The following is a 21,839-nucleotide window of genomic DNA, read 5'->3' as shown; positions in this document are numbered from 1 at the left end:
CTTATATCATATTTTAAAAGAGGTCGTAGTATATTTTTGCTATTTACTTTTGGATTTTTTGTTCAGATTTGTTATTGCTTATACGATATTTATAAAAATAAATAAGATTGGGTGAAAAAATTGGACCTAGTGGCAAAACTTTAAAAGAAGAAGAAAAAAGCAACAGGAAAATGTATTGACTAAAAAAACAAGCAAATGTTATTTTAAGCTAAAAGAGAGAAGATGTTTCCGATGTTCATATTATATTAATAAAAGAGATTAGTGTAGATATAGCTTTTATTAATATAAAGGAGATTACTATGGAAAAAATTTATGAAGTATTAAAATATTTTTTATATTTAATTAGTTCGATAGCAATGATGCTACTTGGAAGAAGTGGACTAGGTTTTGATTCTGTAATTTTTTTAATAAATCATATTAAATGGAAAATCACAGGAGATGTAAGTCAAAGCATAGGGCATTTAGCTTTTTTTCAAATTGTTGAAAATATAATAAGTCTTATTGGTTTAATCTTATTTTTCTATATTATTACGAACATATTATTACTGTTAAGAGAAAAAAATTATATTTAAGAAGTTGGGAATTTTCCTAACTTCTTTTTTATACTTCAAAAAACTTATATCTTCCTATATAATAGTTAGGATTACAATAAAATAGTAAGAGGTGATTAAGTGCAAAATAATGAAAATAAATTGGGGACTATGTCAATCCCAAAACTTTTATTTCAAGTGTCCTTTCCAATTGTGATCTCTATGTTTATCCAATCTATGTATAACTTGGTAGACTCCTACTACATTGGAAAGATAAATGAAGAGGCCTTCACAGCCATTGCCATTGCCTTTCCTATTCAAAATATAATGATAGGAATTGGGGTAGGAACAGGAGTTGGTATGAACTCACTCATCTCAAGATACTTGGGAGAGAAAAACTTTGATCGGGCCAACAAGACAGCAGAGAATGGACTTACACTTGCCATATTATATGGAATACTCCTGTTTATTTTGTCAAGATTTTTGCCAAGGCCCTTTGTGTCAGCTCAAACAACAAATGAAAATATAATTAACTATGGAGTGGCCTATCTTCAAATTGTAATGGGCTTGTCTGTAGGTGTATTTACACAAATATTTTTGGAGAGAACCCTTCAGTCAACGGGTAGGACAATATTTACCATGTTGACCCAACTTATTGGGGCAGTACTAAATATTATCCTAGACCCAATATTTATCTTTGGTTATTTTGGACTACCAGCCATGGGGGTAAAGGGAGCAGCAGTTGCAACTGTAACAGGACAAATAATTGGAGCAATATGTGGTTCCTTCTTCCAACACAAGTTTAATCCAGATATAACTATTAAGAAGTTTTCTTTTAACCCAAAAATTATTAAGGGGATTTATATTGTTGGGATCCCATCAATGATTACAATAACAATCCAGTCCTTTACAATATATGTATTAAACAAAATGCTATCAGAGATTTCTACATCTGCCATAGCAGCCCTAGGCGCCTATTTCAAGGTTCAGTCCTTTGTCTTTATGCCAATCTTTGGAATAAACAACGGACTAGTTCCAATCATCGCCTACAACTATGGGGCAAAATATAAAGAGAGGATTATAAAATCGATAAAGCTTGCCTTTGCAACAGTAATAGTAATGACCCTAATAGTATCGGGACTTATTATGACCTTCCCAAGAGAAATCTTAGGAATATTTTCAGCCTCAGATAAGATGTTGGAAATTGGAATACCAATGCTTAGGATTTGTGCCTTGTCCTATGTCTTTGCAGGTATTTCTGTTGTAGGGAATGCTATCTTCCAAGCCTTTGGCAACGGAATCTTGGCACTACTTGACTCAATCCTAAGACAAATCATAGTCCTATTACCAGTTGCCTATATAGCAGTGACCTTCTTTACAGTTAACGAAATTTGGTGGGGTTACTTAATTGCAGAGATTGCATCAGTATTTTTCATAGCTTACTTTATGAACACCTTTGTGAGAAGAAAAATGGAAGCAATTTAAGGCTTAAATTGGCTTAAATGTTGAAAAAAATTTGAATTTGAGGTATTATGAACTTAATTTAAATATCCAGGAGGAATAGCATGGGAAAAGCAAAATTTGAAAGAAATAAACCACACGTAAACATTGGAACAATTGGTCACGTTGACCACGGTAAGACAACACTTACAGCTGCAATCACACTTGTAATGAACAAGAGATATGGCGGCGGAGAATTCGTTGACTACGCACACATTGACAAGGCTCCAGAAGAAAGAGAAAGAGGAATTACAATTTCAACTTCTCACGTAGAATACGAAACAGCAAACAGACACTACGCACACGTAGACTGCCCAGGACACGCTGACTATGTTAAGAACATGATCACAGGAGCAGCACAAATGGACGGAGCAATCCTAGTAGTATCAGCTGCAGACGGTCCAATGCCACAAACAAGAGAACACATCCTACTTGCAAGACAAGTTGGTGTACCAAAGATTGTAGTATTCCTAAACAAAGAAGACCAAGTAGACGATCCAGAACTAATTGAATTAGTAGAAATGGAAGTAAGAGACCTACTATCAGAATACGACTTTGACGGAGACAACACTCCAATCGTAGTAGGATCAGCACTTAAAGCAATCGAAGAACCAGACGGAGAATGGGGAGACAAAGTAGCAAAACTTATGGATGAAGTTGACGAATACATCCCAACTCCAGTAAGAGATACAGAACACCCATTCCTAATGCCTATCGAAGACATCTTCTCAATCACAGGTAGAGGTACAGTAGCAACAGGAAGAGTAGAACAAGGTGTAGTAAAAGTAGGAGACACAGTAGAACTAGTTGGACTAACAGACGAAAGTAGACAAGTAGTAGTAACAGGTGTTGAAATGTTTAGAAAACAACTAGACCAAGCAGAAGCAGGAGACAACATTGGAGCCCTACTAAGAGGTGTACAAAGAGAAGAAATCCAAAGAGGACAAGTACTAGCAGCACCAGGAACAATTCACCCACACACAAAATTTGAAGCAGAAGTGTACGTACTAACAAAAGAAGAAGGTGGAAGACACACACCATTCTTTAACGGATACAGACCACAATTCTACTTCAGAACAACAGACGTAACAGGAGATATCCAACTAGCAGAAGGCGTAGAAATGGTAATGCCTGGAGATAACTCAACATTTACAGTAACACTAATCACACCAATCGCAATGGACGAAGGACTAAGATTCGCTATTCGTGAAGGTGGAAGAACTGTAGCATCAGGAGTAGTATCAAAGATTATTGACTAATCCTTTGGGATTAACAGACAAATCTTAATAAATAAAATTAGAGGGAGTTTATGCTCCCTCTTTTTTGTTGCAAACTTATAAAACAACTTATGGCTAGAATTAAGTATTAAAGTATAAAATAGTAATGAAAAGTTTTTGAATAATTATGAATTAATATAAAGCTTGAATATAAAACTTATATTAATATTAATTGAAAACGAATTCTTACAAAAGTTAAAAATAATTAATCTAAAATGCATAATATAATGAATTTAAATAAAAAAGTTTTTATAGTTATATTAATTATTTAGTCATGCATAAGAAGATTAAGATTAAAATAAAATAAAAAATAATTTTATTAAAAAACATATTGACATAGTAAAGCGTTAGATGTATACTTCTAGTATACAAGAAATTGTTTTCATATCAATGAGAGGAGAGGTATACTTGAAACTAACAAAAGATCAACAAGATTTATTAGATGGTAAATATGGCGAAGGTGCTCAACTTGCAATGAAAGTACAAGTTGCAATTGGAGAATCTTTTGGAGCAAAAAGAATGGTTCCAATTACTAGGGCCCATGTTGCACTAAGTAATCAAGATGCAGATTTATGGTTAGCAGAAAAAATGGTTAATTTAGGAGCTCGTTGTAGAGTTTCTCCAACTGTAAATCCAGGATGGGGGATACCATATTTTAAAGAGAGAGGTATGGGTGATAAAGAAGATTATGAAATGATGCAGAGAACTCATGAAGCTTATAAGAAACTGGGAGCTACATTATCTTATAATTGCACGCCATATATAGATACTAACGTACCAAATTTTGGTGAAATCACTGCATTTTCAGAATCTAGCGCGACACCATACGTTAACTCTGTTTGGGGAGCAAGATCAAATAGGGAAGGAGCTAACTCTGCATTATTTGCAGCAATAACTGGATATGTTCCTGAATATGGACTATTACTAGATGAAAACAGAAAGGGAACAATACTAGTTGAAGTGAAGGCTGACATGAAAAACGACTATGATTATCATATGTTGGGAATGTGTGGTAAAAAAATAGGACATGGAATACCGGTATTTGTTGGACTACCTGAACATATTAGTAAAGAAGCCTTAAGAAATCTAGGGGCTCAACTAAATACATCAGGTGCATATGATATGTACCATATTGTAGGATTTACACCAGAGGCTCAGACATTGGAAATGGCATTTGGTGGAAAAGAACCTGAGAGAAAAGTTACAATAACAAATGAGGACTTTGAAGAAGTATTAGAAAATATTTCTCTAGAAGGAGAAAGAGAAATAGATTTTGCAATGTTTGGATGTCCACACTTTACTCTAGATGAAGTTAGACATATCTCAGAAAGAATTGATGGGAGAAAGCTAGAAAAAGATATGTGGATATTAGTATCATCTCATGTAAAACACCTTTGTGATATAATGGGTTATTCTGAAGATATGGAAAAGCTCGGAGCACATATAGTTCCAAGTACATGTCCAGATCAACCTATTTGGAAGTTCCTTAAAGGAAAAGTAGGTGTGACAGAATCTCCAAAATGTGCATATTATCCTAAGAGAAGAGGGATTGATTTCGTAATAAGAGACTTAGATACTTGTGTTGATGCAGCTTTAACAGGGAGGGTTAAATAATGAGTAAAGTTTATAAATGCCATAAAATTTCTGACGGAAAAGTAGAAGCAGAGGTAACTATTTCGAAAGATCCGATAATGTTTTATTTGCTAGAACCTGAAACAGGAAAGATGATTGAACCAAATCATGATTTCACAGGTAGGAGTATGTCAGGGAAAATACTAGTTTTCCCTTCTGGAAAAGGAAGTTCTGTTGTTCAAGCGGATGGATTATTTCAATTAATGAAGTATAAAAATCAACCTGCTGGTATGATTGTTGAATATCCAGAAACCGTTCTAGTAACGAGTGCGATAGTTTTCGAGATTCCATTAGTTGATAAAGTTGATCCTCAATTTTATAAGGATATTAAAGAGGGAGACAAAATAATTATTGACGCTACAAATGAAGAGATTACAATTTTGTAAAAATAAGGAGTAAACTATGAAAAAATTATATAAAGTGCTTGCTTTTCTATTCATCGCTTTAACTTTAGTTGCTTGCGGGAAAAAAGAGAAGTCAGAAAACACTGCTACTGCTGGAGATGCAGTTAAGCCAGCATCTGGAGATGTAATAATAAAAATAGGTCACGTAGAACCTGAAAGTAGATCTACGCACAAAGCTTTAGTTAACTTTAAAAAGAATGTAGAAGAAAAAAGTAACGGAAAAATAGGAATTGAGATCTACCCTAATGGATCATTAGGTGGAGACGTTCAAATGACAGAATCCGTAGCTATGGGTACTTTACAATCTACACTACCTTCTACTTCTGTATTAACTACTTATTCTGAAGAATTTGGAATTTTGGATATGCCATATCTATTTTTAAATAGTGAATCAGCTTTTAATGCATTAGATGGAGAAGTTGGAGAATACTTCAACAAAAAGCTAGAAGAACAAGGAATTAAATGTCTAGGATATGTATATAACGGACCTAGATCTACAACTACAAACTCTGGCCCTATAGAAAAACCTGAAGATTTAAAGGGAGTAAAAATGAGAGTTATGGAAAGTCCAATTTTTATTGACTTTTACAAAACAATTGGAGCAAATCCTACACCTATGAGTTTTACTGAGTTATACACAGGTTTACAACAAGGAACTGTTGATGCACAAGAAAATCCTCCTTCTTTAACTTTTGCAAACAAGTTCTATGAAGTTCAAAAATATCAAACAATAGATGAACATGTTCATAACTTCTTGCCATTTTTAATTAATAAAAATGTTTTTGATTCTTTAGACAGTGAAATGCAAGAATTGCTAGAAAGTGAAGCAAAAGTTTTTGTAGAAGAACAAAGAGAAATGGAATTAGTAGATAATGAAAAAGCTATAAAAGACCTTGAAACAGAAGGAAAACTTATTACTAATGTACTAGATAATAATCAAAAACTAGAATTTAGAAAAGCAGTACAACCAATGTACGATAAATATCAAAAGCAATTTGGACAAGAACTATTTGATTTATGTGAAAAATATAATAAATAAAATTATACTTAGAAGAATTGGAATTTTCCAATTCTTCTAAAAAGGAGTATATATTATGAGAAATTTACTTAAAAAATTTAATAAATTTGAAGAAATAGTTTTGGTTTCTAGCTTGGTGTTAAATGTAATTATAATTTTTATGCAAGTTATTATGAGATATTTTTTCAATACTTCTCTAACTTGGTCTGAAGAGTTATCCAGATACATATTTATATGGCAAGTGTGGCTAGGAAGTAGTATAGCGTTTGTAGATAATCAACATATAAGGGTTGATTTAATATTTAGTATCTTTAAATCAGAAAACTCACAAAAAGTATTACATTTGATTAATAATATAATATGGTTTTCGTTCAATGTGTTTTTAGTTTATGTTGGAGTGAAGTTATTGGGATCAATGAATGCTAGGAATGCTTTATCTTCTGGTATGAGACTACCTTTAGTTTATGTTTATGCTGCACTCCCTGTTTCATCATTTATATTAGCAATAAGAATACTGTTTGATTCTATAGACTTAATTTCTGGTAAAAAAGTTTTAGTTACAGATAATTCGGACATAAGGGAGGTTTAATATGGAGTCTCTAGTTTTATTTGGAGTATTTTTTATACTATTAATTCTTGGTGTACCTATAGGTTATGCAATAGGGATATCAACTTTAATAAATATAGTAGGCTTTACAAATATGCCGACTATGATGATTGCTCAAAATTCAGTTGCTGGTGTAGATTCATTTCCCCTTTTAGCGATACCGTTTTTTATGCTAGCTGGAAACTTGATGAGTAGTGGTGGAATTGCTAAGAGACTTGTAGATTTCTTTCAATCATTTATTGGCCATATTACAGGTGGACTTGGAATGGTAACGATAGTAGTTTGTATGTTTTTTGCAGCTATATCAGGCTCAGCTGTAGCAACTGTTTCAGCTGTAGGTGCGTTCATGATACCTCAGATGGTAGAGCATGGATATAGCAAAGGGTTCTCTACAGCATTAACAGCTGCAGCAGGAACTATTGGAGTAATTATTCCACCGAGTGTTCCTTTTGTTATCTATGGGGTTGTATCAGGAGCCTCTATTACTCAAATGTTTACAGCAGGATTTTTACCAGGAATATTAATGGGCGTAGCACTCATGATTGTTTGCTATATTGTTTCGAAAAAAAATGGATATAAAGGTAATGAGGAAAAGAAAAGTATTAAAGAAATATTTACCACTTTTAAAGAAGCTTTTTGGGCAATAATGTCGCCAGTTATAATTCTAGGTGGTATTTATGCTGGTATATTTACACCAACAGAAGCTGCAGTAGTTTCAGTTGTATATTCATTTATAGTAGGCGTATTTGTGTATAAAGAGTTAAATCTAAAGGATGCTTATAAATCTTTTAGAGATGCTATCGTAGTTAATGGAGCAACAACATTCATGGTTGGTTTGTCTACAGCTTTTGCAGCGTTGCTGACTATGGAACAAATACCTCTAAAGATAGCAACATTTATTACATCACTGAGTGATAATGGTATTGTAATTTTAATTTTAATAAATATCTTCTTAATAATTGTTGGAATGTTTATTGATAATATACCAGGTACAATTATATTGACACCAATCTTGTTGCCTATAGTTTTAAAATTGGGAATGAGCCCAATAACATTTGGTATAATGTTAACAATGAACTTAGCGATAGGATTTTGTACACCACCATATGGAATTAATTTATTTGTAGCCACAGCTATCTCGAAAGTAGGAATGAGCGTTATTTCTAAAGAAATTATTAAGTTTATTATAGCGCTGTTAGTTGTGTTAATGCTTGTAACTTTTGTTCCAGTTGTAACAACTGTATTTTTATAAAGGAGTAAAAAATGTTAGTTTGGATTATAGACGAAGAATGGACAGATTATGATTTAGAAAATGAGTATTTACCAAAAGTATTTGAAAATGTTGATATCAGAATCTCTAATTACAATTATGAAGAAGATCTTAAAGAATTTGGATATAAAGCAGATGCAATTTTAGCGCAAGTGTATGCTGAAATACCAAGAAGTACCATAGAAAACCTTGAAAACTGTAAAGTTATTTCAACTTATGGTGGTGGATACGACAGAATTGATTTAGATGCGTGTAAAGAAAAAGGCATAAGAGTAACCAATATACAAGGTTATTGTGCTGAAGATTTAGCGGATTACACATTAGCTGCAATATATCATTTTAATAAAAAAATTCAATATTACGCAAACACATGCTTAGAAAATGTAAAAGCTGGGAAGTGGGGATCTCTTGTTATAGAGAAACCAACTCATAGATTATCAGAAGAGAACTTAGTTATTGTAGGATTTGGTGCAATAGGAAAGGCTATAGCTGATAAAGTTAAAGGAACTGGAATAAATATTTATGCAGTTGATGAGTTCTTGAGCGAAACCGAAATAGAAAAATATGGAGTAAAGAAGCTTGACTGGGAAGAAGGCTTTAAAATGGCTGATTATATTAGCGTAAACCTTAAGGGTATTGATGCTAACAAAAATAAAATATCTATGAATGAGTTTAAACTAATGAAAAATACAGCCAGCATTATAAATACATCTAGAGGAAAAGTTATTAATGAATCTGATTTAATAGAAGCTGTTAGAAGTAAAGAAATAGCTGGGGCAATAGTAGATGTTATTACTAATGAGCCACCTAATGGAGATGAAGAAATATTTTTAGAAAAAAATATTTTGGTAACTCCTCATATATCCTACATCTCTATTGAATCAATGAAAGCATTGAAAGAGTTTGCATTGGGAAATTTAGAAGCAGTTTTAAAAGGAGAAGAACCAAGGGATCCAGTAATTTAAATTAAGATTGAAGATGACATCAATGGAAAAAGGAAATTATGTAAAAAAACAAACACTATCTGATAAAGCTTATTTTTATTTAAGAGATTTAATTGTTTCTGGCGATGTAAAAGGTGGGGAACTTTTAACTGAAAAAAAAATAGGGGAAAAACTTAATATGAGCAGAACCCCTGTTAAGAGAGCACTCACTAGACTAGAACAAGAAGGATATTTAAAAAGTGTTGATGGGGTTGGGAATATAGTTAGAGAATTATCGGTTAAAGATTTAGCTGACATATATGAACTTAGAATTGCTTTAGAAAAAATTGCAATAAAATCATCCATAAACAATATTTCTGACATGGAAATAAGTAAACTTGAAAATGATTTAAAAGATATCTTGGAAAAAAAACAAAACCTTGAAAGTATTTCTAGTGAGTATTTAATAAGAAAAGATGAAGAAATCCATATGTTAATTTTAGAAAATTCAACTAATGATTATATAAAAGGGATTTATTCAAATATTAAAAGTCAAATTGATAGATATCAGCAAGAAGCTTACACATTAACTGATACTACAGTTGAGAGTACGGAGTTTCACTTAGAGATACTTGATGCGATCAAAAGAAGAAACTTAGAAGAAACGACTAAAATTCTAGAAGAGCATTTGAAATGGTCATATGAGGTTCTAGTTAAAGAGTTTATAAAATTATAAAATTAAAAAAGTGTATATTAAAAAAACCAATGGGATTGGATGAACTCCTTGACTCAATACCATTGGTTTTTTGTATTGTCAGCAAAAACAATATTCCGTTTATTAAGATAAATGAAAATAAAGGAATAAACTTTACAAAACAAATTATGAAGCATTTAGTTTAGAAAAAATGTTATATCAATAAACATATCATTAAATATTCAATTTTTCTAATATAAATCACATAGCCATCTGTCTTTTCATTATTCTTTTCCAATTTATAAATCCATATAAATCATTAATTAAGAAAATAATAAAGCAAATTATTACAGGTATATAGCTTGAGTTTTCTATTGAGGCAAAAATCCATAAAAATATTAAAATTATATCATTACAAGCATATGCCATTGCATAAAAATGACTTCTTTTTAAAGTTAAATAAACGGCAAAAAAACTAGTTGCTATAGACACTGTGCTTAAAGCTAAATAAGATGTATTAAAGTAACTTAAAATGTAATAGAAAACAAATGTAACTAACATAGTCAAAAAAATTAAAATAATATAATCTTTTGCCTTTAACAAAGATATGGTTACTTCATTTTTATTACCTTTATAGGGGTTTTTAAGCCAAGCTATTAAGGAAAAAGTAGCCATTGGCATAGTCATGCCCAAGTAAGTAAACATTTCACCATAATAAGAAAAAGTATAGGAAATATATCCATACAATAAACTGAATAAAATCATAAGAAATTGTCCTATAGGATTACCCTTGGCACAAAAAATAAGTGATGTAACACCTATTAAAGATGCTATCAGTGATAGAAGATCATCACCGAAAAATAAAGATGTGATAAAAATTACGGAGCATGAAAAAAACCATAATATTTTTTCGAATCTAGTAAAATAATTGTTTAAATGTCTAATAAATTTTTTCAAAAATATACTGAATACCTCCCTTATTAGATGTATACATGTAGTATAGCATTGAAATTAAACTTATTCAAACAAATAAAGTTAGGGAATTTAAATAAATCTTACTTATAACTTGCTACTAGTTGGATTTCTACCGGGGCGTTACCAGGCAATGTCATTACTCCTATTGCAGCTCTTGGAGAGATTCCTTTTTCTCCAAGGACGTCAAAGAGATAGTCTGATCCAAGGTCTGCTATCTTTGAGTGGGCCGTAAAATCTTCTTCTGCATTTACATAGACTGTCATGGAAATTATTTCTTCTAAGACTTCGCCTTCTTCTAAGGTGTTATTTATTGCTGCCAAGGCATTTTTTGTTGCTTGGACTACTGCTTCTTGATAAAAAGAGATTTCCTTATCACTTGTGACTTTTCCTTCTAATATTAGTTTGTCGTCAAGTCTTGGGGTCATACCTGCTGAGTAAATAAATCCCTGTGACTTCTTGGCTGGCAAGTATCTTCCTTGTGGTATTGGATTTTTTTCCATCTATATCACCTCTTCAACCATTATAGCAAGTCTTGCATCTATCTTCATGAAATTTTCTTTTAAAACCCTATATGTTAGAATGTTATGATGGAGGAATTATGAATATATACAAAGGATTAAATAAATACAAATTAAGAATTTTTGTGGTCATCCTCCTTACCTTTGGCAATGCTCTTGGGGAACTTTTCCTCCCAAAGCTTATGAGTCTTGTCATTGATAAGGGTGTGGCCTATGGAGACACCGATTATGTCTTAAGGATTGGCGGCATCATGATTATCGTGGTGATCTTCACTGTCATGTGCAGGGCATCTGCTGCCTACCATTCTTCCAAGACAACTATGGCCTTCTCCCGAGACCTTAGGTACAAACTATTTAAAAAAATAAATTATTTGAGTTTTGATGACGTGGAACATTTTTCCATTTCATCACTTATCACAAGGACAACTGATGACGTCAACCAAGTTGAGCAAATGGTCTTAATGGGACTTAGGCCTCTTATTAGAGGTCCACTAATGTTTATTGGTGGTCTCATCATGGCTCTTTCAACTAATGTTAAGTTGTCGGCAGTCTTCCCAATTACAATTCCCTTTATTGGGATTGGGATTTATTTTGTCTTCAAGAAGGGCCTTCCATATTTTCCAATTTTACAAAGAAGGCTCGACAAGTTAAACGAACTCTTCAGGAGAAGACTAACTGGACTTAGGGTTATAAGGGCCTTCTCAAAGGATGCTTATGAAGAAGAAATTTTTGATGAGGCTAACCTTTCTTACCAAGAAATGGCAACTAAGGTAAATAAACTTCTTGTAAATGTGAGACCAATGCTTGGGACAATTTTAAATTTTGGAATTATTTTTGTCCTCTATTTTGGTGCAAGGCTCATCGACATAAGAGAGATGGGGATTGGTGACCTAATGGCCTTTATCCAATACATCACCCAAGTCCTATCTGCCATGATAATGATGAGTTTCCTCTTGTCACTTCTTCCAAGGACCTTCGCTTCTATGGAGAGGATCAACGAAGTTTTGGAATATGAGTCCACAAAAACTGGTGGAGATAAAAAATTATCTGGTGACATTTATGAAATTGAGGCAAAAAATCTTTCCTTTGCCTATCCAGATGCATCTCAAAGGGTTTTAAATGACATAAGCTTTGATGTCAAAAGTGGAGAGACCCTTGGCATCATCGGGGGAACTGGATCTGGTAAGTCAAGTCTACTTAGGCTCCTTTTACAATTTTATGAACCAGGAGACGGTGAACTCTTCTTAAATGGAATTGACATAAAAACTCTAAATAATTACCAGGTGAGGGACAAGATTTCCTATGTTCCACAAGAAAACTTCTTTTTCTCAAAAACTGTTGCTGAAAACTTATCCTATGCCAAGGAAGATGCTGAGGCTGACAAAATGCTTGAGTCCTTAGAAAATGCCAGGGCCAAAGAATTTTTAGGTGACAAGCCTTTGGAAAAGAAAATTTCTAGAGGTGGAAGAAACCTTTCTGGTGGCCAAAGACAGAGACTTGCTATGGCTAGGGCCCTTACTCGTGATGCATCAGTCTACCTCTTCGACGACTCCTTCTCGGCTCTTGATTACAAGACAGACTACGAGTTAAGGCAGCTTTTGAAGAAGAGTCTTGAGGATAAAATTGTAATAGTTGTTGCCCAAAGGGTAGCGACAATACTAAATGCAGATAAGATTTTGGTCCTAGAAGATGGAAGGGTGGCAGGCTACGGCAACCACCAAGAGCTAATGGATACCAACGAAGTTTACAGGGAAATCGCAATTAGTCAGGGGCAAGCTTATGAAGAAGAATAACAACACAGTTTTAAGGATAATTTCATATTTAAAAGCCTATAAGTTCTTTCTCTTCCTGGCAATTTTTCTCACAATTGGTTCATCAATTTTTGAAATTATTTCTCCAAAACTAATGGGGAATATTACTACAAGGATTTTTGAAAACCTGAAGATGAATACTAGGATTGACTTCGACTATGTGATAAAAATTTGCATAACTCTTGGTGTAGTTTATCTCCTACAAGGAGTCTTTGAGTTCTTCAGGGGTAGGATCTTAGTTGATGTGACCCAAGACTTAATTGCAAAATTTAGGAGAGAAATTTCTGAAAAGGTAAAATATATTCCAACTTCTTATTACGATAAAAATAAAACTGGGGATCTCTTGTCGAGGATGACAAACGATGTTGAGACCCTGGGCAAGAACTTGCAACAGACAATCTCTTCCATACTTTCTTCTATTGTATTGATAGTTGGAATTCTGACAGTCATGATAAAAATTTCGCCAACTCTTACCTTGGTCTTTTTATTCACGTTGCCCATGACTTATTTTTCTACGAAATTTATTTCCAAAAAGTCTCAAGGCTATTTTAGGAGAAAGTCACAAGGGCTTGGATCTATGGTTGGCTTTGTTGAAGAAAACTTCTCTGGTTCAGAACTAATCAAGGCCTTTAACTATGAAGGAAGGGCCGAGAGAGAATTCTTGGACATAAACGAAAACCTCTATGAAGTCAGCTATCGTGCGTCCTTTATGACGGGGATTATGCTGCCGATTATGACTTTTATTTCCAACCTTGGCTATGTAATGCTTTCTATTGTTGGGGGACTTCTGGTCCTATCTGGCAAGTTATTTGTTGGGGACATCCAGGCAGTTATCCAATATGTAAGAAGGCTGGCAAACCCAATAGAGCAGTTGGCAGAAATGGCTTCTATATTTCAAGCATCTATTGCTGCAGCTGAAAGAATTTTTGAATTTCTTGACCAAGAGCCAGAGGAAGAAGTTGTTACAGATGAAATCAAAAGGCCAGTGGAAGACATCGAGTTTGATGAAGTTTATTTTTCCTATGACAAAAAGACTCCTGTTATCAATAACTTAAATCTTCATGTTGAGAAGAACAAGACTGTTGCCATTGTTGGGTCTACTGGAGCCGGCAAGACAACTATTGTAAATCTTTTAATGAGGTTCTATGATATTGATAGGGGTAGGATTAATATAAATGGAGTAAACATCAAGGACGTGTCGAGGAAAAACTTGAGGTCCCTCTTTGGTATGGTACTTCAAGATTCTTGGCTCTTTAGGGGGACGATTTACGACAACATCCTCTATGGCAGACAAGATGCCACAAGGGAAGAAGTTATTGATGCAGCCAAAAAGGCCTATTGTCACTCCTTTATTGAGAAGCTTCCAAAGGGCTATGACACTGTCTTAAATGAAGAAGCTTCAAATATATCACAAGGACAAAGACAACTCCTCACAATTGCAAGGGCTCTCTTGTCAGATCCAGAAATTTTAATCTTAGACGAGGCAACTTCATCTGTTGATACCAGGACAGAGGCCCTTATACAAAAGGCTATGAAGAACCTTTTAAAGGAGAGGACAAACTTTGTAATCGCCCACAGACTTTCCACTATTGTTAACTCCGATGTGATTTTGGTCCTAGATAAGGGTGACATAGTGGAAAAGGGAAATCACAAGGAACTTCTTGCAAGAGATGGGATTTATGCAGAACTTTACAATTCACAGTTTAAAAACTAGGAGGAATTATGAAAGATTTTATTTTTAATGTAAGTACGAAAATTCTTTTTGGAAGGAACCAAATGGATAACTTGGCCTCTGAAATTAAAAAATATGGTTCAAGAGTTTTACTTGCCTATGGCGGGGGATCAATTAAGAGAAATGGTCTTTACGACGAAATTGTGAAAATTTTTGAAGAAAATGACATCTTCTACAAGGAACTTGCAGGCATAGAACCAAACCCAAGAGTTGATTCAGCAAGAGAAGGAGTTAAGATTGTGAGAGAAAACGACCTTGACTTCATCTTGGCAGTTGGTGGAGGATCTGTTATTGACCTTTCCAAGTTAGTTGCCGGAGCAGTTTTCCTCGACTGTGACCCATGGGACGTTGTAATTAAGAAGGCAAAAATCGAAAAAGCCCTTCCTATTGGAACTATCCTTACACTTGCAGCGACAGGTTCAGAAATGGATGCTGGAGGAGTTATAACAAATCCAGAGACAAATCAAAAATTAGGCTTTGGCTCAGCCTACACACTTCCAAAGTTCTCAATTATGAATCCAGAAACAACTTATTCTGTAAATGTTAAACACACAGCAGCAGGTGTAGCTGACATCATGAGCCACACAATGGAAAATTATTTCACACTTGGTGACAATGCCTATATGCAAAATAGGCTTGCGGAAGGAATTCTAAAAACTTGTATCCACTATGGACCAATCGCCATGGAAGAACCAGAAAATTATGAAGCAAGATCAAATATTATGTGGGCTTCATCTTGGGCCATCAATGGACTTCTTTCAACAGGCAAGTCAACAGGCTGGTCAGTCCATGCAATGGAACATGAACTTTCTGCCTTCTATGACATAACTCATGGAATTGGACTTGCAATCTTGACACCAAGATTCTTAAAGCACATCTTAAATGATGAAACTGTCGATATGATTAGGGACTTTGGCATAAATGTATTTAACATAAGGCCATCAGATGACAAGATGAATGATGCTAAGAAGGCCATTGCTACTCTTCACATGTTTTTTGAAGATGACATGAATATACCAATGACACTTGGAGAAGTTGGAATAGATGATGAAAAGCTAGAAGAAATGGCAGAAGCAGCTGTAAGACACGCTGGTGGATCAATCAAGGGTGTAGTTGAACTTAATAAAGAGGATGTATTAGAAATTTATAAGGCTTCACTATAAGTTTGAAAATAAAAAATAAAACTATAAAGAAAAATTAAATAAAAATAAGCAAGAAAAAAGAGCTATGATTAATTTCATAGCTCTTTAATATTATACTTAAGCTTCTACTGAGTTTTCCCAAAGTCCGTGGATGTTACAGTAGCTTAGTGCGTAAACTTCGCCGCCTTTGTCAGTCTTAACTGCTGCTTCAACACATGGAACTGTGAATAGGTCTGCTTCGCCGTGAGCAGCAAATTCATAAGAACCAACTTCAACTGGGAATTTTTCTCCTTCAGGTTTGAAGAATACTTTGATCCAAGCAATGTGGTGTTCTAATGTGTTAGGATGTTCAACTTCTTCTCCAACTAGAGCTTTGATCTTTAGAAGACCGTCAGCCTTTTCAACGTGGATTACAGGAACGTGTTTTTCAGTTTTCCAATCAGCAGTTTGTACTGTTTCAGTTAATTTCATTTTATTACCCCCAATAAATATTTTACAAATATATTATACCCCAATTAAATAAATTATCACATTGAATTTAATTTAAGGAAAAATATTTTCATATTTAGTATAATGGAAGCGAGGTGTAAAATGGAAAACATAAAATTAATCGCAACTACTAACATGGGTCTTGAAGCAGTTACTAAAAGAGAACTACAAGACCTTGGCTACAAGGACTTAGAAGTTAGCGATGGAAAAATAAAAATATCTTGCCAGCTAAAGGACATTGCCATTTTAAATTTAAGACTGAGGACGGCTGAGAGAGTCTTGCTACTAATCGACTCCTTTAGGGCAGAGACCTTTGAAGAATTATTTGATAAGGTCTTCGAGATAAGATGGTGGGACTACATCGCAGAAGAGGACCAGTTCATCATCCAAGGAAGGAGCAGGAAGTCAAAATTATTTTCTATCTCCGACTGCCAAAGAATTACAGAAAAGGCAATAATCGAAAAATTGAAGATGAAGTACAAGGTGTCTTGGTTCGAAAAATCTGGCCCAAGAGTTAAAATTGAAGTGTCACTCCTAAATGACATTGCAGAAATTACTATGGACACATCAGGCGACGGACTTCACAAGAGGGGCTATAGAGAAGTCAACTACAAGGCACCACTTTCAGAAACAATTGCAGCCTCCCTTGTCAAATTAACTTTTTGGAACAAGGACAGGATCCTGGCAGACCCCTTCTGTGGATCAGGCACAGTCCCTATAGAAGCAGCCATGATAGAAAAAAATATTGCCCCGGGACTTATGAGGGACTTCGACTTTGTTAACTTCAAATTTTTTGACGAAGAAATATTTAAAGAAGAAAAGAAAAAGTGCTACTCAGAGATAAAGTACGACGAAAAATTAGAAATTCTTGCATCAGATATATCCCACAAAGCAATTCAAATTGCAAGATCTAATGCAGAAATCCTGGGACTAGACGAAGACATTTCCTTCTTCCAAAAGGACATAAGGGACTTGGACCTTCCAGACGATTATGGAATTATAATAACCAACCCACCTTATGGAGAGAGAATTGGCAAGGAAGACGTAGACGAACTTAATAAGGAACTTGGCGAACTTGCAAGGTCCTTAAAGACTTGGTCCTACTATATAATCACAGCCAATGAAAACTTTGAAAAAAACTTTGGTAAAAAATCTGATAGAAATAGAAAACTATACAACGGTAGACTAAAGACCTACTACTACCAATATTATGGCCCAAAGCCAAGAAGGTAATTGTTTAGTGGATTGTCATCTGTTATACTGAAAGCATTGACGAAAGGCTGGTGAACTCATGGTAAACAAAATGGAAAGAGAGAAAATTGACGAAAACATAGACTTTCAGGTCTTAAATGCCATTGCAGACCTTGTTAGGGTCCTGGACTACAATGAAAAAGTAGTCTTTGTAAACAAGGCCATGGAAGACCTCTTGGGTTATGACCCAGAAAAGAAAGTCTGCATATTGGGAGAAGACCTCTTTGACCCTGAGATCACCAAGAGAGCCCTAGTTAGTGGCGAAGTCATCCAAAGGGAAGAAAATATTGGGGGCATGGTCTTTTCAGTTAAGTGCTCGCCAATAATTAACAAGAAGGGGGAAATCCTTGGTGTTGTAGAAGTTTTTAGGAACGTGACTATGGCAAGGAAACTTCAAAAGGAACTTATAGACAAGAATAGGTTCATGACCAACGAAACCAATGCGGCCTCCCTTATCCAAAGAAAGGTCCTTCCCGACAAGGGCTTCATAAAAAATCTAAAGGTCAACTACCTCTACAAGCCTTCGACAATTTTAAGTGGAGATATGTTCGATGTCTTTCAAATTGATGACGACCACATAGGAATGTACATAGCAGACTCAGTGGGCCATGGCTTTGCGGCATCTATGGTGACTATGTTTATCAAGTCTATGGTGAGGACCCTGGACAAGACAAGCCAAAGATCGCCAAGAGAAACTTTGACAGAACTATGCGAGAGGTTCACCGGCCTAAAGCTAGAGATAGAAAATTATTTCACTTGCTTTTATGGGGTCTATAATTTGAAAAAGAAGACCTTCACCTTTTCCAATGCAGGCCACCTGCCCCTTCCCCTTATGGTAAGGAACAGGGAATCAATGAGCCTTGAGTCCAGAGGTTATCCAATCTCAAGATTTTTTGCCAAGCCAGACTATGAAGAGAAGGAGATAAAACTCCACACTGGCGACTACCTCCTCTTTATGACTGACGGGGTGGAAGAGGCGAGGAATGCTAAGAAAGAAGTTTTTGGCCATGAGAAAATCCTGGACATAATTTCAGAATATAATAGTGACATCCTGGAATATATAAATAAGGAATTAGAAGAATTTACAGACAGCCCACAAGTGGACGATATATCAATGCTTATTGTGAGTGTATGGTAAGATGTTAAGAAGTAAAATTTTATAAAATATTTAAGGCAATCTTAGGGTTGCCTTTTTTCTTGTCTTATTTTATTTGATTTATTTAAAATTTTATAAAGATTGTTGATGGTTTTGGATTTGTTTTTGATTTTTTATTTAGTTTGAAAATTATTTTCTCCTTTATTTAAAATTATTTTTCGCTCTATAAATAAGAAATAAATTTTTTTGTGAGCTTTAGAAACTTTAGAGAGATCTAAATTAGGAGTAGATAGGGAATAATTTTTAAAAAATTTTTTTCTTTCAACTTATTTTTCTTATTGAAAATTTATTTATAGAGAAGAAAAGAAAATTAGCTTGATAATTAATTATAAGTTTTGACAAAAGATTTACGCAAAAAATATATTTGCATAGGTTTGTCCTTCCAATATTACAAAAGAATTAAATTTATTAAAAAATTGTAAATTCTAATGTATTTTTCATTGTTTTGGGTATAATAGCTTTAAGGAAAATGTTTTAACGGAAATATTTAGATAGGAGGAAACATATGAGAAACAAGAAAATATTAGGACTATTGCTCGCAGGAGTAATGGTAACCTCAATACCATTCAATGTATTTGCAGATGATGAAGGTGAAAAACTAGAATTATCTGATGTAACAGTTCCTGTTGCAGTAGCACAAGAAAACGAAGCTGATCCAACTGATCAATCAGGAGGAGAAACTGGTGGCCAAAAAGCTGGTCAAGAATTGACACCTCTAACTCCAGCTAAAGAGATAGTGAAAGTTACATTTAAAGCTGTACTAGTTGAAGAAGGAAAAGCTGAAAAAACAATCCAAGACTTAGGCACACCAATAGATGTAAATAAAGGAGAAGCAATTCCTGCCGAAAACTTAAAGGAACCAAAAAAAGAAGGTTATGTATTTGGTGGTTGGTATACTGATGAAGGGTTAACTACTGGATTTACAAAAACAGAAGAAATTAATACTGACAGAATAATTTATGCTAAATTCACTAAAAAAGCACCAGAAGTTAAAAAATTTGATGTTACATTTTATTCAAAGGGTGGAAGTACAGTAGCAACACAAACTATTGAAGAAGGAAAAACTGCTACAAAACCTACTGCTCCAACAAGAAAGGGATATACTTTTAAAGGTTGGTACACAGACGACGGAGTATTTGTAAATAGATTTAATTTCGACACAGAAATTACCGAAAATACAAATCTTTACGCTAAATGGGAAGAAGAAAAGCCAGCAGTTCCAACTAAGGAAGATCTTTATATTTCTGACATTGAATATGATGGAAATTATGTAACAGGTAAGGTTACTTCTAAAGGAGAAGCTGTTAAAGATGCTACAGTTACCCTAAAGATTGACGGATCAAAAACAGGCTATACTGATGAAACTGATGCTTATGGTAGATTTAAAGTTTATCTAGGCAAATACTACGATGACTACAGATACTATGATGACGACTACTATTACAGAAATGGAGACCGCTACTATGATGGCTACAGAGTTTATAAAGACTCTGACGGAGATTACTACTACATCAAGAACGGTAAGAGAAATTATATAAGATATTCAAACTATTATAGAAGATACAGAGATTACAAGGCTGACTTAGTTGCAGAAAAATCTGGCTTCTACTCAGCAGAAAAGAATCTTTGGAAAGATGGATACTACTACAACAATGGAAGATACTATGGACGTGACTGGTATTCCAACAAGTACGACCACAGAGTTTATCCAACAGACATTTCAAGGTCAAACTACTCAACATCTGGTTACCTAAAGGGTTACAAGAACAGAACAGTTTATGTTTATGACGATGGAACTTACCTAGGATCTGACACAATAGATTCTGATGGATACTTCAAGGTATCTTGGAACTCTCCAAGAGTTTCAACTTCAAGAAGTCTTGAATATTATGTAAATGGAACTTATGTAAGTGACTCTAGTTACTCAATGATTCCAGTTGTAAATAATGTTTCTGCTGGAGCAAAATTTGTAAGAGGTAACGCAGGTGCTTACGCAGATGTAACTGTTTATGATTCAAATGGAACAAGACTTGGTGGAGCAAGTGCAGGTTCAACTGGTATCTTTAATATCAGCTTAAATAGAGAACTAAGAGCTGGCGAAACTATTAAGGTTGAAGCTAAGGAATCTGGTAAGACTTCAAGATCTACTGAAGTTAAAGTTGCTGGACAAGAAGCAAAAGTTGCTGCTAAGGTAAACTCACCTTCTTATATAGCAGGTTATCCTGATGGAACATTTAAACCAGGCAAGGAAGTTACAAGGGCAGAAGCTGTTAGGATGTTTGTAACACTTGTTAACGAAGGAAAAGAACTTCCTAAGAACCCAACAACTAAGTTTAAGGATGCTAATAATAAATGGTACTCTGACGAAATCAACTTCGCAGTATCTAAGGGCTTCATCAGTGGATATTCTGATGGAACATTTAAACCTAACCAAGGAATCACTAGGGCAGAATTTGCACAAATGATTGCTGTATTTGTTAAGGATGGTTATCCAGGATCTTCAAACTTCAAGGATGTTAAGGGTCACTGGGCATCTAATGCAATAGACCAACTTTATGGCAACAAGAAAATCAAGGGATTCCCTGATGGAACATTTAAACCAGATCAAAAACTTACAAGAGCCGAAGCTGTTACAGTTCTTAACTCTGTATTTGGAAGAAACACTAAATCAACTTCCTTTACAAATGTGAACACAAATAGCTTGAAGAAATTCTCTGACGTGCCAATGAGCCACTGGGCATACTATCAAATCATAGACGCTTCCAATGGACACAATGCAGTTAAGGGTGACAAGGCTGAAGACGTAAGTGTTTGGCAATAAATTAAATTATAATAGGACGGCTTAGGCCGTCTTATTTTTTTGCTCTTTTATAAGGAATGATAGTGATTAGGGTCATAAGAATTTATGGA

19 protein-coding genes are annotated in these 21,839 nt (G+C 34.4%); 16 read left to right on the top strand and 3 right to left on the bottom strand.

Going from position 1 to position 21,839, the window contains the following annotated elements; translation table 11 throughout:
* Window positions 1-299: 299 nt before the first annotated feature.
* The 10 genes from M9426_RS03660 (at window position 300) to M9426_RS03615 (ending at window position 9,897) form a co-directional block, all read left to right on the top strand.
* Window positions 300-572, top strand: a complete 273-nt coding sequence (locus M9426_RS03660; protein ID WP_250342486.1) for a hypothetical protein — start codon at window positions 300-302, stop codon at window positions 570-572.
* 99 nt (window positions 573-671) lie between these two features.
* Complete coding sequence (locus M9426_RS03655; RefSeq protein WP_250342485.1) at window positions 672-2,015, top strand: MATE family efflux transporter; 1,344 nt, start codon at window positions 672-674, stop codon at window positions 2,013-2,015.
* An 80-nt stretch (window positions 2,016-2,095) separates the two neighbouring features.
* Entirely contained in the window at window positions 2,096-3,289 is a 1,194-nt protein-coding gene (gene tuf, locus M9426_RS03650; RefSeq protein ID WP_250342484.1) for an elongation factor Tu, read from the top strand.
* Between the two features lie 426 nt (window positions 3,290-3,715).
* On the top strand, window positions 3,716-4,921 hold the full coding sequence (locus tag M9426_RS03645) for an aconitase X catalytic domain-containing protein (RefSeq protein WP_070701339.1): 1,206 nt from the start codon (window positions 3,716-3,718) through the stop codon (window positions 4,919-4,921).
* Window positions 4,921-5,325, top strand: coding sequence for an aconitase X swivel domain-containing protein (locus tag M9426_RS03640; RefSeq protein ID WP_250342483.1), 405 nt, complete (start codon window positions 4,921-4,923; stop codon window positions 5,323-5,325). The genes M9426_RS03645 and M9426_RS03640 overlap by 1 nt, the downstream gene beginning before the upstream one ends.
* 16 nt (window positions 5,326-5,341) lie before the next feature.
* Window positions 5,342-6,382 (top strand): TRAP transporter substrate-binding protein, encoded by a 1,041-nt coding sequence (locus M9426_RS03635; protein ID WP_250342482.1) that lies wholly within the window; start codon window positions 5,342-5,344, stop codon window positions 6,380-6,382.
* Between the two features lie 55 nt (window positions 6,383-6,437).
* The gene (locus tag M9426_RS03630) at window positions 6,438-6,950 is read left to right on the top strand and encodes a TRAP transporter small permease (protein ID WP_250342481.1); all 513 of its coding nucleotides are present in this window, start codon (window positions 6,438-6,440) and stop codon (window positions 6,948-6,950) included.
* A gap of 1 nt (window position 6,951) precedes the next feature.
* On the top strand, window positions 6,952-8,220 hold the full coding sequence (locus M9426_RS03625; RefSeq protein ID WP_250342480.1) for a TRAP transporter large permease: 1,269 nt from the start codon (window positions 6,952-6,954) through the stop codon (window positions 8,218-8,220).
* Window positions 8,221-8,231: 11 nt separating this feature from the next.
* Complete coding sequence (locus M9426_RS03620; RefSeq protein ID WP_250342479.1) at window positions 8,232-9,203, top strand: C-terminal binding protein; 972 nt, start codon at window positions 8,232-8,234, stop codon at window positions 9,201-9,203.
* 22 nt (window positions 9,204-9,225) lie between these two features.
* Window positions 9,226-9,897: a GntR family transcriptional regulator gene (locus tag M9426_RS03615; protein ID WP_250342478.1), complete on the top strand. Its 672-nt coding sequence runs from the start codon at window positions 9,226-9,228 to the stop codon at window positions 9,895-9,897.
* A gap of 219 nt (window positions 9,898-10,116) precedes the next feature.
* On the opposite strand, the gene pnuC is transcribed toward M9426_RS03615, so the two are convergent.
* Both pnuC and M9426_RS03605 read right to left on the bottom strand, forming a co-directional pair.
* Window positions 10,117-10,812, bottom strand: a complete 696-nt coding sequence (gene pnuC, locus M9426_RS03610; protein ID WP_250342477.1) for a nicotinamide riboside transporter PnuC — start codon at window positions 10,810-10,812, stop codon at window positions 10,117-10,119.
* Window positions 10,813-10,910: 98 nt separating this feature from the next.
* A complete protein-coding gene (locus M9426_RS03605) occupies window positions 10,911-11,330 on the bottom strand; it encodes a RidA family protein (RefSeq protein ID WP_250342476.1) in 420 nt (139 codons plus the stop codon).
* Window positions 11,331-11,428: 98 nt separating this feature from the next.
* Between M9426_RS03605 and M9426_RS03600 the strand changes: the two genes are divergently transcribed.
* The 3 genes from M9426_RS03600 to M9426_RS03590 are packed head-to-tail and all read left to right on the top strand — an operon-like array spanning window position 11,429 to window position 16,054.
* Entirely contained in the window at window positions 11,429-13,141 is a 1,713-nt protein-coding gene (locus M9426_RS03600) for an ABC transporter ATP-binding protein (protein ID WP_250342475.1), read from the top strand.
* Window positions 13,128-14,873 carry an ABC transporter ATP-binding protein gene (locus M9426_RS03595; RefSeq protein WP_250342474.1) on the top strand — a complete coding sequence of 582 codons (1,746 nt, stop codon included), beginning with the start codon at window positions 13,128-13,130 and terminating at the stop codon, window positions 14,871-14,873. The genes M9426_RS03600 and M9426_RS03595 overlap by 14 nt, the downstream gene beginning before the upstream one ends.
* Before the next feature lie 8 nt (window positions 14,874-14,881).
* Window positions 14,882-16,054: an iron-containing alcohol dehydrogenase gene (locus M9426_RS03590; protein WP_250342473.1), complete on the top strand. Its 1,173-nt coding sequence runs from the start codon at window positions 14,882-14,884 to the stop codon at window positions 16,052-16,054.
* Window positions 16,055-16,150: 96 nt separating this feature from the next.
* On the opposite strand, the gene M9426_RS03585 is transcribed toward M9426_RS03590, so the two are convergent.
* Complete coding sequence (locus tag M9426_RS03585; RefSeq protein ID WP_126438862.1) at window positions 16,151-16,504, bottom strand: class II SORL domain-containing protein; 354 nt, start codon at window positions 16,502-16,504, stop codon at window positions 16,151-16,153.
* Window positions 16,505-16,624: 120 nt separating this feature from the next.
* Between M9426_RS03585 and M9426_RS03580 the strand changes: the two genes are divergently transcribed.
* From M9426_RS03580 to M9426_RS03570, 3 genes are all read left to right on the top strand, one after another.
* Window positions 16,625-17,755, top strand: coding sequence for a THUMP domain-containing class I SAM-dependent RNA methyltransferase (locus tag M9426_RS03580; RefSeq protein ID WP_250342472.1), 1,131 nt, complete (start codon window positions 16,625-16,627; stop codon window positions 17,753-17,755).
* 58 nt (window positions 17,756-17,813) lie between these two features.
* Window positions 17,814-18,911, top strand: coding sequence for a SpoIIE family protein phosphatase (locus tag M9426_RS03575; RefSeq protein WP_250342471.1), 1,098 nt, complete (start codon window positions 17,814-17,816; stop codon window positions 18,909-18,911).
* Window positions 18,912-19,434: 523 nt separating this feature from the next.
* On the top strand, window positions 19,435-21,750 hold the full coding sequence (locus tag M9426_RS03570; RefSeq protein WP_250342470.1) for an S-layer homology domain-containing protein: 2,316 nt from the start codon (window positions 19,435-19,437) through the stop codon (window positions 21,748-21,750).
* Window positions 21,751-21,839: the final 89 nt, after the last annotated feature.

The sequence above is a fragment of the Peptoniphilus genitalis genome (assembly GCF_023614525.1).
Lineage (GTDB): Bacteria > Bacillota > Clostridia > Tissierellales > Peptoniphilaceae > Peptoniphilus_A > Peptoniphilus_A genitalis.
The sequence above is the reverse complement of the archived record's forward strand: the minus strand, read 5'-3'. Positions and strand labels throughout refer to the sequence as shown.

Excerpts from the sequence above, each read along its gene's own strand:
- M9426_RS03615 (WP_250342478.1), top strand. The coding sequence starts at position 9,226 with ATGGAAAAAGGAAATTATGTAAAAAAACAAACACTATCTGATAAAGCT.
- M9426_RS03570 (WP_250342470.1), top strand. The coding sequence starts at position 19,435 with ATGAGAAACAAGAAAATATTAGGACTATTGCTCGCAGGAGTAATGGTA.
- M9426_RS03600 (WP_250342475.1), top strand. The coding sequence starts at position 11,429 with ATGAATATATACAAAGGATTAAATAAATACAAATTAAGAATTTTTGTG.
- M9426_RS03630 (WP_250342481.1), top strand. The coding sequence starts at position 6,438 with ATGAGAAATTTACTTAAAAAATTTAATAAATTTGAAGAAATAGTTTTG.
- M9426_RS03620 (WP_250342479.1), top strand. The coding sequence starts at position 8,232 with ATGTTAGTTTGGATTATAGACGAAGAATGGACAGATTATGATTTAGAA.
- M9426_RS03580 (WP_250342472.1), top strand. The coding sequence starts at position 16,625 with ATGGAAAACATAAAATTAATCGCAACTACTAACATGGGTCTTGAAGCA.
- M9426_RS03575 (WP_250342471.1), top strand. The coding sequence starts at position 17,814 with ATGGTAAACAAAATGGAAAGAGAGAAAATTGACGAAAACATAGACTTT.
- M9426_RS03595 (WP_250342474.1), top strand. The coding sequence starts at position 13,128 with ATGAAGAAGAATAACAACACAGTTTTAAGGATAATTTCATATTTAAAA.
- M9426_RS03585 (WP_126438862.1), bottom strand. The coding sequence starts at position 16,504 with ATGAAATTAACTGAAACAGTACAAACTGCTGATTGGAAAACTGAAAAA.
- M9426_RS03660 (WP_250342486.1), top strand. The coding sequence starts at position 300 with ATGGAAAAAATTTATGAAGTATTAAAATATTTTTTATATTTAATTAGT.
- tuf (WP_250342484.1), top strand. The coding sequence starts at position 2,096 with ATGGGAAAAGCAAAATTTGAAAGAAATAAACCACACGTAAACATTGGA.
- M9426_RS03635 (WP_250342482.1), top strand. The coding sequence starts at position 5,342 with ATGAAAAAATTATATAAAGTGCTTGCTTTTCTATTCATCGCTTTAACT.
- M9426_RS03640 (WP_250342483.1), top strand. The coding sequence starts at position 4,921 with ATGAGTAAAGTTTATAAATGCCATAAAATTTCTGACGGAAAAGTAGAA.
- M9426_RS03605 (WP_250342476.1), bottom strand. The coding sequence starts at position 11,330 with ATGGAAAAAAATCCAATACCACAAGGAAGATACTTGCCAGCCAAGAAG.
- M9426_RS03625 (WP_250342480.1), top strand. The coding sequence starts at position 6,952 with ATGGAGTCTCTAGTTTTATTTGGAGTATTTTTTATACTATTAATTCTT.
- M9426_RS03590 (WP_250342473.1), top strand. The coding sequence starts at position 14,882 with ATGAAAGATTTTATTTTTAATGTAAGTACGAAAATTCTTTTTGGAAGG.